9 protein-coding genes, 1 tRNA gene and 1 pseudogene are annotated in these 14172 nt (G+C 66.0%); 8 read left to right on the top strand and 3 right to left on the bottom strand.

Annotated elements, in window-relative coordinates:
- Positions 1–25: 25 nt before the first annotated feature.
- Together HAP54_RS40310 and HAP54_RS40305 are read right to left on the bottom strand one after the other, a co-directional pair.
- Entirely contained in the window at positions 26–1375 is a 1350-nt protein-coding gene (locus HAP54_RS40310; protein ID WP_224741576.1) for an aspartate aminotransferase family protein, read from the bottom strand.
- A gap of 12 nt (positions 1376–1387) precedes the next feature.
- Complete coding sequence (locus HAP54_RS40305) at positions 1388–2332, bottom strand: GntR family transcriptional regulator (protein WP_166296757.1); 945 nt, start codon at positions 2330–2332, stop codon at positions 1388–1390.
- 56 nt (positions 2333–2388) lie between these two features.
- Between HAP54_RS40305 and HAP54_RS40300 the strand changes: the two genes are divergently transcribed.
- The 6 genes and pseudogenes from HAP54_RS40300 to ggt all read left to right on the top strand — a co-directional run bounded on the left by HAP54_RS40300 (position 2389) and on the right by ggt (position 10385).
- Positions 2389–3549: a C45 family autoproteolytic acyltransferase/hydolase gene (locus HAP54_RS40300; RefSeq protein ID WP_166296754.1), complete on the top strand. Its 1161-nt coding sequence runs from the start codon at positions 2389–2391 to the stop codon at positions 3547–3549.
- On the top strand, positions 3549–5120 hold the full coding sequence (locus HAP54_RS40295) for an ABC transporter substrate-binding protein (RefSeq protein WP_175619296.1): 1572 nt from the start codon (positions 3549–3551) through the stop codon (positions 5118–5120). Before HAP54_RS40300 ends, HAP54_RS40295 begins: the two co-directional genes overlap by 1 nt.
- A 16-nt stretch (positions 5121–5136) precedes the next feature.
- Positions 5137–6081, top strand: a complete 945-nt coding sequence (locus tag HAP54_RS40290) for an ABC transporter permease (RefSeq protein ID WP_166296751.1) — start codon at positions 5137–5139, stop codon at positions 6079–6081.
- 16 nt (positions 6082–6097) lie between these two features.
- Positions 6098–6910 carry an ABC transporter permease gene (locus HAP54_RS40285; protein ID WP_166296748.1) on the top strand — a complete coding sequence of 271 codons (813 nt, stop codon included), beginning with the start codon at positions 6098–6100 and terminating at the stop codon, positions 6908–6910.
- Positions 6907–8521: pseudogene (locus HAP54_RS40280) on the top strand (dipeptide ABC transporter ATP-binding protein). Before HAP54_RS40285 ends, HAP54_RS40280 begins: the two are co-directional and overlap by 4 nt.
- A gap of 127 nt (positions 8522–8648) precedes the next feature.
- Entirely contained in the window at positions 8649–10385 is a 1737-nt protein-coding gene (gene ggt / locus HAP54_RS40275) for a gamma-glutamyltransferase (RefSeq protein WP_166296745.1), read from the top strand.
- Between the two features lie 66 nt (positions 10386–10451).
- On the opposite strand, the gene HAP54_RS40270 is transcribed toward ggt, so the two are convergent.
- Entirely contained in the window at positions 10452–10805 is a 354-nt protein-coding gene (locus tag HAP54_RS40270) for a hypothetical protein (RefSeq protein ID WP_166296742.1), read from the bottom strand.
- A 552-nt stretch (positions 10806–11357) separates the two neighbouring features.
- Here HAP54_RS40270 and HAP54_RS40265 point away from each other — a divergent pair.
- Both HAP54_RS40265 and HAP54_RS40260 read left to right on the top strand, forming a co-directional pair.
- Positions 11358–13835, top strand: a complete 2478-nt coding sequence (locus HAP54_RS40265) for a penicillin-binding protein 1A (protein WP_166296739.1) — start codon at positions 11358–11360, stop codon at positions 13833–13835.
- 158 nt (positions 13836–13993) lie between these two features.
- Positions 13994–14067 (top strand) — tRNA-Gln (locus tag HAP54_RS40260).
- The last annotated feature ends 105 nt before the right edge of the window (positions 14068–14172 follow it).

The raw sequence follows: 14172 nt of genomic DNA, 5'->3' as shown, positions 1-14172 counted from the left end.
GTGGCCGGTCGAGTTCGGCCGGGGCTCAGCCGATCGCGTGCAGCGCGCGGCGGATTGCTGCGAAGATGGCCTCGATCTGCTCCTCGGTGATGATCAGGGGCGGTGAGATCATCAATGTATCGGCGGCGGCGCGGATCAAGATGCCGTCGTCATCGTAGCATCGCCTAGCGCATTCGGTGCCGCGCGCGCCGACGGCGCCGTCGCGCGGCTTCAGATCGATCGCAGCCAGCAGGCCGATGTTCCTGACATCGATGACATGGGGAGCATCCTTCAACGCATGCGCTGCCGCCTCCCAGATCGGCGCAATGCGCCGGGCGCGGTCGAACAGGCCGAGGTCCTGATAGACGTCGAGCGCGGCCAACCCTGCCGCGCAGGCAAGCGGATGCGCCGAGTAGGTGTAGCCGTGGAACAGCTCGACGGTATTTTCCGGTCCGTTCATCAAAGCGGAATAGACTTTGTCTCTGACGATGACGCCGCCCATCGGCACGGCGGCATTGGTCATGCCCTTGGCGCAGGTGATGAGGTCAGGCGTCACGCCGAGCGCATTGGCCGCGAACGGCGCGCCGAGCCGCCCGAAGCCGGTGATCACCTCGTCGAAGATCAGCAGGATGCCGTGCTGGTCGCAGATCTTGCGTAGCCGCTCGAGATAGCCTGATGGAGGCGGGTAGACGCCGCCCGAACCGGTCACGGGTTCGACGATCACGGCCGCGACGGTCGAGGGATCGTGGATCAGCAAGAGCTTGTCCAGCTCATCGGCGAAATGCGCGCCCCATGCCGGTTGCCCGCGCGAGAATGCGGTGTGCTCGGGATCATGGGGGAGCGACAGATGGTCGACCTCGGGCAGCAGCGGGCCGAAATCGCGACGGTGACGGTAGAGGCCGCTCACCGACAATCCGCCCCAGCCCATGCCGTGATAGGCCTTGGCGCGCGAGATGAAGCGGATGCGGCTGGCTTCGCCGCGGGCGCGGTGATAGCCGCGGGCGATCTTGAGCGCGGTATCGACCGACTCTGAGCCCGAATTGGTGAAGAATACGTGGTCGAGGCCTTCAGGCGTGATCTCGGTGATGCGTCCGGCGAGCTCGAATGCGGCCGGGTGGCTCATCTGGAACGAGGACACGAAATCGAGCTTCGCGGCCTGCGCCTGGATCGCCTCGACGATCCGCTTCTGGCCGTGCCCGGCGTTGACGCACCAGAGCCCCGCCATGCCGTCGAGAATGCGCCGGCCGTCCTGCGTGATGTAGTGCATGCCCTCGGCGCCGGTGAACAGCCGCGGGTTGGATTTGAACTGGCGATTGGGCGTCATCGGCATCCAGAACGGCTCCATCGCCTCGCGGGTGAGGGGCGTGTTCGTCGCCGCGGCGTGCGGTGAATGCATGGAGGCCTCCTGTTACTTGCTGTTGTTGATGCGGCGGCCGTTGGCCGGATCGTCGGTGACGCGTTTGACCTTTGAGGCGCCTTCGAGATGGCTGCGCATCAGCGCGGCCGCGGCCTCGCGCTCGCCGGCCTCGAGCCGGTCGAGGATCGCAAGATGCTCGCGGCAGTTCACCAGCACGCGCTGATAGCCAAAGGTCCAGTCGTAGTTCGCGAAGCTGCGCAGCCGGTTCTGCTGCTGCACGGCGACCAGCAGGAAGCGGTTGCCGGACGCGGCCGCCAGTCCTTCGTGGAAGGCTGCGTTCATCTCGAAGAAGGCGATGCTCGCGGTCTCATTCCAGGTTTGCCTGGTCGCGTCCTGATGACGCCGGCGCATCTCGGCGGCCCAGCCTGGGTCGAGCTGAAAGCCCGGCTCCAGCAGGGCGGCCGGCTCGATCAGCATCCGGTAGCGATAGCTTTCGGCGCGCGCCTGCGCGTCGGCGATGATCGGCTGAAATCGCCAGCCATGCCCGGGCTTGCGCTGCACCGCCGCGACCTCTGCAAGCTTGGCCAGCACCCGCTGCACCACCGGACGCGACGCGCCGTAGCGCTGCATCAGGTCGCGCTCGGAGACGTCGACCGGAAGACGGCCGCTGCGCCGGTCGCGCGCGATCGCAACGAACAGCCGGTCGGTATCTGCTGGCGCGGGCTTGCCTGGTGTCTTCGGCGCTGGCGGTGCCGTGTCCGTCACGAAGTAGCCGCGGCTTGCACCGACCCGTACGAGGCGGCGGCCTGCCAATAATTTCAGCGCCGCGCGCACCGGCGTGCGTGAAACCTGCAGCCGCTCCGCCAGCGCCACCTCGGCAAGTCGCGTGCCGGGCGCGAGTTTTTCCGCCCGGATCAGCTCCAGGATGCCCGCGGACAGTTCGCGCTGCAGGCGGCTCGGGGCTGCCTTCGCAATGGGCGCAGATTTTTGTTTCATGTACTCACAAAATACATTAGTCTTTGTGGAAACGCAAAAGGAAGTTGGCGCAAACGATGGTCGAACCCTTTCCCCTGATCGAGATTTCCGGTCCGCCTCATGAGCGTGGCAAGCAGTACGGCCGCCAGGCGGCCGATCGCATCCGCAAGGGCACCTCGCACTACTTCTCCCAACTCAAGGAGCTTTCGCTCGACGCCGCCGGCGTGGCCGAGCTGGTGCGCGACTATCTTCCGGTGATCGAGGCGTTCGAGCCTGATTATATCGAGGAGATGCACGGCATCGCCGAGGGCGCCGGCGTTCCGTTCGAGGATATCGTGCTGCTCAATGCCCGCACCGAGATCCTCAAGCTCGCCGAGCCCTCGGTTCGGGCGCGGCTGAAGACGCCCGACGAGCCCGACGGCTGCACCGGCGTCGTCGTGCTGCCGCAGGCGAGCGCGTCGGGGCGGCTGATCCACGCCCAGAACTGGGACTGGAAGCGCGAATGCGCAGAGACCGCCGTCGTGCTGAAGGTGCGCCGCGACGATGGTCCTGATCTGATGACCTTCACCGAGGCCGGTGCGCTCGGCCGCTGCGGCTTCAACGCGGTTGGTATCGCCATCACCGCGAATTATCTGCAGTGCGACCGCGACTATCGTCAAATCGGCGCGCCGCTGGCGCTGATCCGGCGCAAGGTGCTGGAGAGCGAGCATGTCGCGCTGTCGATGCGCACGGTCTATTGCACCAAGAAATCCGCCGCCAACAACATGATTGTCAGTCACCGCGACGGTGTTGCGATCGACTTCGAATGTGCGCCGGACGAGACCTTCCAGGTGCATCCCGATCGCGGGCTGCTGGTGCATGCCAACCATTTCGTCAGCCCGGTCGCGCTCGGCAAGCTCAAGGACACCGGCATCGCCAGCACGCCGGACAGCCTCTATCGCGACATCCGGGTCCGCGATTTGTTGCAGCCGCATCTCGGCGCCATCAGCTTCGAGACCGTGAAGTCGGCGCTGTTCGACGATTTCGCCTATCCATGGTCGGTGTGCCGGCCGCCGCGCCGCAACCTCGGCAACAATCTCAGCGCCACGGTCGCGATGATCCTGATGGAGCCGGCCAGCGGGCTGATGGAGGTCGCGCCGCTGCCGGCGCTGAACCGGCAGTTCACCAGCTACCGGCTCGAGGTGGCGGCCAGCCCGCGCAATGAGGCGGAGCCATCAGCGATCGCGAGGGCGTCCTGATGAACCTGTGTCGGCCATCGCGTGCGATGATGGTCGGCCTGATGGCGCTCGCCGCGGTGGTCGCGGCGCAGCCGTCGCGCGCCGGCGCCGAGACCCTGTTGCGGGCGCGGCTCAACGCCGACATCCGCTCCACCGATCCCGGCACCAACCGCGACGCCAACACCGACGGCGTGATGGCGCATATCGTCGAGGGCCTGGTCGCGTTTCGCGACGATACCTCGATCGGTCCGATGCTGGCGGATAGCTGGACCACCTCGAACGACGGCAAGACCTACACGTTCCATCTGCGCCAGGGCGTCAAATTCCAAAACGGCGCGATCATGACGGCCGCCGACGTGGTGTGGTCGTTGAAACGCTGGCTCGATCCCGCCACGCAATGGCGCTGCCTGTCCGAGTTCAGCGCAACCGGCATCGCCCGGATCGAGGCCATCGAGACGCCTGATACGCAGACCGTCGCGATCAACCTCGACCGTCCGACGGCGCTGTTCCTGTCGACATTGGCGCGGCCCGATTGCGGGCAGACCGCCATCATCCATCGCGACTCGGTCGGGGCGGACGGCAAGTGGATCGCGCCTGTCGGCACCGGGCCGTTCAAGCTCGGCGAATGGAAGCGCGGCCAGTACGTCGATCTGGTGCGCTTCGACGGCTACGCCGCGCGCAGCGAGCCGCGCACCGGCTATACCGGCGCCAAGATCGCGGAAGTCGACCGGATCAGGTTCAACGTCGTTCCCGACGGCTCGGCGGCCAAGGCGGGCCTGTTGTCCGGCTCGCTCGATGCAATCGGCAATCTTGCGATCCCTGATGTCGAGGACCTCAAGGGGCGGCCGGACGTGCAGCTCAGCATCACGCCCGCGCTCGGTCTCACCGGCATCCTGTTCCAGACCCGCGATCCGCTGCTCAAGGACGTGCGGATCCGGCGGGCGATCGCGCTCAGTCTCGACACGCCGCAGATCATCGAGGCGGTGATGGAGGGCATCGCGCGCGCCAACAATTCGGCGCTGCCGATCGGAAGCCCGTTCTACGGCGAGGTGGAGACGCATGGCTACACCCAGGACATCGCCGAGGCCAAGAAGCTGCTGGCGCAGGCCGGGTGTCACGGCCAGCCGATCAGGATGATTGCCAACAAGCGCTACAGCTACGTGTTCGATTCAGCGGTGCTGGTACAGGCGATGGCGCAGGCCGCAGGCATCAATATCGAGATCGAGGTGCTGGACTGGGCCGCCCAGCTCGATCGCTACAACCGCGGCGATTATCAGTCGATGGCCTTCGTCTACTCGCCGCGGCTCGACTCGTCGCTCAGCTTGGAGATGTTGATGGGGCCGAAGGCTGTGCAACCGCGCAAGGTCTGGGACAATCCGGAGGCGCAGCGGATGCTGCAGGAGTCGATGATGATCGACGACAAGGCGAAACGCCAGCTTTTGTTCGACGAGCTGCACCGCCGCTTCATCGACGATGTGCCGATGATCGTTCTGTTCAACGGCGCCGAGATCGCCGCCCTGCGCAACAACGTCAAGGGATTTTCCGGCTGGCTGTTCGGGCAACCGCGCTTCTGGGGCGTGAGCGTGCAGTAGGGGAGGGATCGCGGCGATGCTGGGCTACCTCGCACGACGGCTGGCCATGACGATCCCGACGCTGCTCCTGGTGGCGGTCGCGGTGTTCACGCTGGTGCGTCTGATCCCGGGTGATCCGGTTCAGGTGATGCTCGGCGACAACGCCGATCCGGCGCAGGCCGCGCAATTGCGCGCGCAGCTAGGGCTCGACCAGCCGGTGCCGCTGCAATTCCTGTACTGGCTCGGCAAGCTTGCGACCGGCGACCTCGGTCATTCCATCACCAACAATCTTCCGGTGCTGCCGCTGATCCTGGAGCGCTTCCAGGTCTCGGCCGTGATCGTGCTGGTGGCGGTCGGCCTTGCCGCCTGCATCGCGGTGGTGGCGGGCCTGATCGCGGCCTGGAAGCAGAACAGCGCACTTGATCTTGCGATCGTCGGCGGTGCCACGCTGTTGCTGTCGATCCCGAGCTTCTGGCTCGGCCTTCTGCTGCTTTTGCTGTTCGGCTTGAAGCTGAAATGGCTGCCGGTGATCGGCTACGTGCCGTTCTCGGAGAATGTCTGGCAGGCGATGATGTTCATGGTGCTGCCGATCGTGACGCTGACCGCCGTCGAGATCGGCGTGCTGACGCGGATGGCGCGTGCGGCCTCGATCGAGGTGCTGCGGCTCGAATATGTCACGCATGCGCGCGCCAAGGGCGTTCCGGAATGGCTGGTGCTCGGCCGCCATGTGCTGCCGAACGCCTTCGCACCGACCTGGACGCTGATCGGGCTGGTGCTCGGCCATCTGCTCGGCGGCATCGCCGTGATCGAAACCGTGTTCACACTGCCGGGGCTCGGTCGGCTGCTGGTCGATTCGATCTTCGCGCGCGACTATCCGGTGGTGCAGGGCTGCCTGCTGTTCACGGCGGTGATCTATGTCGTCGTCAATTTGATCGTCGATCTCTGTTATCCGCTGTTCGACCCAAGGGTGGCCGTGGCATGAAATGGGTGGCCGTGGCATGAAATGGCGCGTCAACACCATGATCGGCGGCGTGCTGATCGCGCTGCTGCTCGGCACCGCCGTAACAGCCGCATTCTGGACGCCGTTCGATCCGCTGCGGATCAATTTGAAGGCGCGGCTGCAGGCGCCCTCCGCGCTGCACTGGTTCGGCACCGATGAATTCGGCCGCGACGTGCTGAGCCGGCTGATGACGGGAGCCGCCGCCAGCGTGGTGGTGGCGCTCGCCACCGTCCTGATCGCCGTCAGCATCGGCGTGCTGGTCGGCGGCGTTGCGGGCTACCTGCGCGGCTGGACCGACCGCGTCATCATGGCGGTCAACGACGCGCTGCTGGCGTTTCCCGGCATCCTGCTGGCGCTTGCGGTGATGATCGTGATCGGCGCCAACAAGTCCGGCCTCGTGCTGGCGCTGGGGCTTGCCTATATCCCCTCGGTTGCGCGCGTGGTCCGCGGCACCGTGCTGTCGATCCGCGAGAAGGAATACATCGAGGCCTCGCGCGTGATCGGCAACTCCGAACTCTATTCGATGCTCCGCCACGTCTTGCCCAATGCGATCGCGCCGGTGGCGGTGCTCGCGACCAGCATGTTCGGCTGGGTGCTGCTGGCCGAGAGCGCGTTGAGCTTCCTCGGTCTCGGCGTGCCGCCGCCGGCGCCGACCTGGGGCAACATGCTGGCGGCGAGCCGTCCCTATATGGAAACCGCGGCCTGGCTCAGCATTGCACCGGGGCTCTGCATCGCGCTGACATTGCTCGGCATTAATCTGCTCGGCGATTCCCTGCGCGATCGCCTCGATCCCAGGATGGCGCACGGATGACCGCGCCGCTCTTGACCGTCGATCATCTGCGCATCGAAGCCGCCAGGACCGGCGCTGTTGTCGTTGGCGATGTGTCGTTTGCGATCGAGCGCGGCGAATTCCTCGCCGTGGTCGGCGAGTCCGGCAGCGGCAAGACCGCGGCGGCGCGTGCCATTCTCGGCCTGCTGCCGCCGGGCCTGCGGCTGGTCGGCGGCGCGGTCCGGCTCGATGGCGAGGATCTCGCTGTTATCGCGCCTCAGCGCATGCGCGCGCTGCGCGGCCGCTCGGTCGGCATGGTGTTCCAGGAGCCGATGGTGTCGCTCAATCCGGCGATCAGCGTCGGCACGCAGATGGCCGAGGGCCTCGCCCTGCACGAGAAGCTGACGCGGGGCGAGATCAGGCAGCGCTGCCTCGACATGCTGGCGCGGGTGCAGATCCGCGATCCCGCGCGGACCTTCGATGCCTATCCGCATGAATTCTCCGGCGGGATGCGGCAGCGGATCATGCTGGCCTCGGTGATGCTGTTGAAGCCGAAGCTGCTGTTGGCCGACGAACCGACCACCGCGCTCGACACGCTGAGCCAGCGCGAGGTGCTCGACCTGATGGTCGAACTGGCGCGCGATCACGGCACCTCGGTGATGCTGATCACCCACAATCTCGGCCTGGTGTCGCGCTATGCGCAGCGCGCGGTCGTGCTGCGGCAGGGCAAGCTGGTGGAGACCGGCAGCGTCCGGCAGATCCTCTCTGCGCCGCGCGAGGCCTACACACGTCAACTGGTCGATGCGCTGCCGCGGCGGCGCGCCGCGACCGGGCGCCGCGCGGCCGGCGAGCCGCTGATCAGCGTGCGCGGCTTGAAGGTCTCGTTCGGCGGGCGGCAGCGGCTGTTCCGCAGGGATGCCGATGTTGCGGCGGTCAATGGTGTCGATCTCGAGATCGGCGCCGGCGAAACCGTCGCCGTGGTCGGCGGCAGCGGCTCGGGCAAGACCACGCTTGGCCGCGCCATGCTGCGGCTGATCCCGGCCGCAGGCGGCGAGATCCGCTTTCAGGGCAGGGACGTGATCGCGACGCGCGACCGCGCGTTTCGCCTTGGCCTCGCAGCTCGTGTTCCAGGATCCGTATTCGTCGCTCGACCCGCGCATGCGGGTCGGCGAGATTGTCGCCGAGCCGCTGCGGCATGTCCCGGCGCTTTCGTCCGCCGAGCGCGATCGGCGCGTCGCTGATATGCTCGACGAGGTCGGGCTTGCCGGCTTCGCGCAGCGCTGGCCGCATGAACTCTCAGGCGGTCAGCGCCAGCGCATCGCGATCGCACGCGCAATCGTGCGACATCCGTCCTTCGTGGTCGCCGACGAGCCCGTCTCCGCGCTCGACATGACGATCCAGGCCCAGGTGCTGAAGCTGTTCGAACGGCTGCAGGCGCAATACGGCTTTGCCTGTCTCTTCATCAGCCATGACCTCGCCGCAGTCGAGCAGGTCGCCGACCGCGTGGTGGTGATGCAGGGCGGCCGTATCGTCGAGCAGGGTTCGCGCGACGACGTGTTCGACCGTCCGCAGCATGCGTACACAAAGGCGCTGCTCGCCGCGACGCCGGTGTTGGATTTTTCCGGGCAAGCCGCGGCGCGCGCGTCGGGCTGATGGAACTCCAACGCTGACGCTGCGCGCGACGACCCCATAGTCCGCGGGCGCGCGGCCTGCTACACTTGCTCGCTCCGATAGAAGGAACTCACGCCGCACCCAGACGGCGGCAATCGGGGAACTCCCAATGCGGAATCCACGAACGGGCACGCGATGGATGATCGCGGCCATTGTCGCGATCGGCCTCACAGCTTCAGTCCCTGGCCGCGCCGCGTCGGTTGCGCCGGTCGCTGCCGAGAACGGCATGGTGGTCTCGGCGCAGCATCTCGCGACCCAGGTCGGCATCGAGGTGCTGAAGCGGGGCGGCAATGCGGTCGACGCCGCGGTCGCGGTCGGCTACGCGCTCGCGGTGGTCTATCCCGCCGCCGGCAATCTCGGCGGCGGTGGCTTCATGACCATCCAGTTCGCCGACGGCCGCAAGACCTTCCTGGATTTCCGCGAAACCGCGCCGAAGGGCGCCACCGCCAACATGTATCTCGACAAGGACGGCAAGGTCGTCAACGGCCTCTCCACCAAGGGGCATCTCGCCGTCGGCGTGCCAGGCTCGGTGTCAGGCATGGAATATGCGCGCGAGAAATACGGCACCATGAAGCGCGCGGACGTGCTCGCGCCGGCGTTGCAACTCGCCGAGGACGGTTTTGTGCTCGACCGCGGCGACATCGAGATGTTGAACTCCGCGGTCGACGATCTTCGCGAGGATCCGCCTTCGGCCGCGATCTTCCTCAACAACGGAAAGCCGTTCCAGGTCGGTGAGCGGCTGGCGCAGCACGAACTTGCCGAGACGCTGCGTGAGATCAGCAAGCGCGGCACCGACGGCTTCTACAAGGGCTGGGTCGGGGCCGCGATCGTGGCCGCGAGCCAGGCCGGCAAGGGCCTGCTCACGCAGGAGGATCTCGACCATTACAGGGTTCGTGAGCTCGCGCCGGTCGAATGCGACTATCGCGGTTACCACGTGGTCTCCGCGCCGCCGCCAAGCTCGGGTGGCGTGGTGATCTGCGAGATCCTGAACATTCTGGAAGGCTATCCGCTCAAGGATCTGGGCTACCATTCCGCGCAGGCGGTGCACTACCAGATCGAGGCGATGCGTCACGCCTATGTCGATCGCAACAGCTATCTCGGCGACCCCGACTTCGTGAAGAATCCGCTCGCGCGTCTGCTCGACAAGGACTATGCGGCGAATATCCGCGCCGTGATCGATCCGGCCAGGGCAGCCGTCTCCAAGGACATCAAGCCCGGCGTTCCGCCGCATGAGGGCAGCAACACCACGCATTATTCGATCGCCGACAAGGACGGCAACGCGGTGTCGGTCACCTACACGCTGAACGACTGGTTCGGCGCCAAGGTGACCGCGGCCAAGACCGGCGTGCTGCTGAACGACGAGATGGACGACTTCACCGCCAAGGTCGGCGTGCCGAACCTCTATGGCCTGGTGCAGGGGGAGGCCAATGCGATCGCCCCCGGCAAGCGTCCGCTGTCCTCGATGAGCCCGACCATCGTATCCAAGGACGGCAAGCCGGTCATGGTGGTGGGCACGCCGGGTGGCAGCCGCATCATCACGGCCGTGCTGCTGACGATGATCAACGCCATCGACTATGACATAAACGCGCAGGAAGCCGTGGACATGCCGCGCTTCCACCAGCAGTGGCTTCCCGAAGCCACCAATGTCGAGGATTTTGCGCTGTCGCCGGACACGCGGAAAATCCTGGAAGGCATGGGCCACAAATTCGGCCCGCCGCAGCCGGCCAACCATCTCGCGGTCATCATCGTCGGCGCGCCGTCGCTCGGCGGCAAGCCGGTCGGCAACAACCGCTTCTATGGCGCGAACGATCCGCGCCGCAATTCGGGGCTCGCCGCCGGCTATTGATTGTCGCTGTGCGATTGCGTGGTGGCGGCCGGGCAGGGCCCCGGCGCTTGCGAGATGGATCTCGCGTCAGGCGACCGCCGTCGACCTGCCGTCGCCGTCCTGGCCGCCGATAAGCAGCAAGCGCCGGCGGATCGCGTCCTCGACCAGCGCCAGCGATTGCCGGGCTTCACGCGCCTCGGCCTCGGCGGCCTGAGCGCGGAATTCGGCGGCGTCGATCTGCTCCTGCTGGGACTCGATGCGCCGTCGGGCCTCCTCGAGCGCCCGGGAGGCGTCCCCCAGCTTGCGCTCTGTGGCAGCGATGATTTCGAGCTGCGCCTGTTCGGCGGCCTCGGCGCGCGCCTCGCCGGCGCGGGCCCGGTCCTCGATGCTGCGGAACAAATCCGCCGCCTGATAGACGAGGTCCAGGGCTTCCGTGCCCACAGCCGATGTGGGTGGTCTTGGAAATCCAAGAACGGTTGAATCGGTTGTAAAAGGCCGTCTAAGTCCGCGCAGTGCCATCGGAAATCAGCCCGCCGCGAGTAACGTGAATGGCAGCAGCTTGCGGTAGTTATAGTTAACAAATCTTTAATCCAGCCGACCCGGCGGTACTGTCCACCGATTTCTGATATCGCACCACCCTCAACGGCAGCGGGGTAGTGCAAGCGATGGGGCGGGCCCGCGTTTTTTTCGCAACGCGCGCTCTGCGCAAGCGCAGCGGTTGGAGAACGGCGGGCAATTCGGTGAGGCGCGCGCGAATCGCAGTGCCGTGTATCGGAGATCGATGCAGCACCGTGGAGCGTCGCCCGGTCGGGATGTCTGCTGATTTGGCTTGAGCGCGCGAGCCGGGCTCTATGGCATAAGTTTGACGCCTGGCCTGGTTTAATTCTCCCGCGTTGAATTGCAGGTCCCTGGGGCGACCGATATACCGGGCATCCTAAGTGGCACGCAGCGCGCTCAGAACGAGCGACGCACTCGCCACGGAAAATCTGGTCGATGAAATTTCTGTTGCGGTTCTTCGGGTTCCTGTTCACCGCAGGAACCATCCTGTTCCTGGCTGGTCTGGCCGCGGTCGCAGGGCTGTTCTGGCATTTTTCCAAGGACCTGCCCGACTATTCGCAGCTGCAGAACTACGAGCCGCCGGTGATGACCCGCGTGCACGCGGCCGATGGCTCGCTGCTCGGTGAGTTTGCCAAGGAGCGCCGGCTTTATCTGCCGATCCAGGCGGTGCCGAAGCTCGTGATCAACGCGTTCCTCGCCGCCGAGGACAAGAATTTCTATGAGCACGGCGGCATCGACTATACCGGCATGGCACGTGCCGGCGTCTCCTATGTCCAGAACTTCGGTTCCAACCGCCGTCCACAGGGCGCCTCCACGATCACCCAGCAGGTCGCCAAGAACTTCCTTCTGACCAACGAGGTCTCGTTCAGCCGCAAGATCAAGGAAGCCCTGCTGGCGATGCGAATCGAGCGGGCCTATTCCAAGGACAAGATCCTCGAGCTCTATCTCAACGAGATCTATCTCGGCCTCGGCGCCTATGGCATCGCGGCCGCCTCGCTGGTCTATTTCGACAAGTCGGTGAACGAGCTGACCGTCGCCGAAGCAGCCTATCTGGCGGCGTTGCCGAAAATGCCGGCCAGCCTGCATCCGGTGCGCAACCGCGCGCGCGCCATCGAGCGGCGCAATTACGTGATCGACCGCCTGCAGGAGAACGGCTGGATCACCACTGCCGACGCCGACAAGGCGCGCAAGGAGCCGCTGACCGTCACCAACCGCAGCAATGGCGCACACACCTTCGCCGGCGAATATTTCTCGGAAGAGGTCCGCCGCGACATCTTCGAGCGCTACGGCGAGAAGAAGCTGTATGAGGGCGGCCTGTCGGTGCGCACCACGCTCGATCCCAAGGTCCAGGTGATGGCGCGCAAGGCCATGGTGGCGGGGCTCGTCAATTATGACGAGCAGCAGGGCTATCGCGGCGCGATCCAGAAGCTCGATCTGACCAGCGACTGGGGCGTGCCGCTCGCCGAGATCAAGTCGCTCTCCGACATCTCACCGTGGCGGATGGCCGTGGTGCTGGAGAGCAACGACCAGTCGGCGCGGATCGGCTTCCAGCCGGGCCGTGAGCTCGGCGGCGCCGTCAGCAAGCAGCGCGAGACCGGCATCGTCACGATGGACGGCGTGCGCTGGGCCAAGAGCAAGGGCAAGACGCCGACCTCGGTGGCGCAGGTGCTGCAGCCCGGCGACGTGATCTACGCCGACCCGCTGTTCAAGGACGGCCGCGCCGTCGAAGGCCAGTACCGGCTGCGCCAGATCCCCGAACTGTCGGGCGCGATGGTGGCGATGGACCCGCACACCGGGCGCGTGCTCGCGATGGTCGGCGGCTTCTCGTTCGACCAGAGCCAGTTCAACCGCGCGACCCAGGCCTATCGGCAGCCCGGCTCGACCTTCAAGCCGATCGTTTATTCGACGGCGCTCGACAACGGCTATACCGGATCGACCGTGATGATCGACGCGCCGATCGAGATCGACCAGGGGCAGGGCAATGTCTGGCGGCCGGAGAACTTCTCCACCGGCAAGTATCAGGGCCAGGTGACACTGCGCAACGCGCTCCGGCTGTCGCTCAACACAGTGACGGTGAGGCTGGCGCAGGAAATCGGCATGCCTGTCATCGGCGAATACGCCAAGCGCTTCGGCGTCTATGACGAGCTGCCGAACTATCTCGCCTATGCGCTCGGCGCCGGCGAGACCACGGTGATGCGGATGGCCACGGCCTATTCGATGATCGCCAATGGCGGCGTCCGCGTGAAGCCGACCCTGATCGACCGCATCCAGGACCGCTACGGCCGCACCATCTTCAGGCACGACCAGCGTGAATGCCGCGGCTGCGACGCCCCGGAGGGCTGGAAGAACCAGGCGGAGCCGCAGCTCGTCGACCGCCGCGAGCGGGTGCTCGACGCGATGACCGCCTACCAGATCACCTCGCTGATGGAGGGCGTGATTCAGGCCGGTACCGGCACCGCGCTGAAGGAGGTCGGCAAGCCGATCGCCGGCAAGACCGGCACCTCCAACGAGGCCAAGGACCTCTGGTTCGTCGGCTTCTCGCCGGACCTCGTGGTCGGCCTCTATGTCGGCTACGACAAGCCGCGCTCGCTCGGCCGCAACGCGCAGGCCGGCCACACCGCGGCGCCGATCGCGCGCGACTTCATGAAGCTCGCGCTGGCCGACAAGCCCGCCACGCCGTTCAAGCAGCCGGTCGGCATCAGGCTGGTGCTGGTCGATTCCAAGACCGGCCTGCGCGCCTCGTCCGGTCAGAACAGGGGCGTGGTGCTCGAAGCCTTCAAGCCGGGCCAGGCGCCGCCGTTCTATGATCCGACGATGGTCGCCGGTACCGATGTGATCGACGGGACCCAGCAGCCGATCTCACCTGACGCGGGCCGTGCGGTGATGCAGTCCAGCCCGAGGGGGCTGTATTGAGGGCGATTTTCACGCCCATTCCCCGCCAACAATGCTTGCCAAGCGTGGGACCAAGCAGGTAGAAGGTCGCACTCGCGCGGGCGCTGATTTGGCAAGCGAAGGCGCTGCACCGAGATGTCCAGTCATCCAGCTAAGCTGTTGATACCACGGACAATTCTTGGGGAATGGTGTAACGGTAGCACAACAGACTCTGACTCTGTTTGTCTTGGTTCGAATCCAGGTTCCCCAGCCAATCTGCCTTAGTGGCGCGAGCAACCCTCAAAATCCCGACGCGACTGCGCGGCGCAGCCTGCTCCTGATGGAGGACCGGTCGTCACCCAGCGTGCCCTCACGGCAT

Source organism: Bradyrhizobium sp. 2S1 (assembly GCF_011516625.5).
Classification (GTDB): domain Bacteria; phylum Pseudomonadota; class Alphaproteobacteria; order Rhizobiales; family Xanthobacteraceae; genus Bradyrhizobium; species Bradyrhizobium septentrionale.
This window is presented reverse-complemented; position numbering and strand designations above follow the sequence as displayed.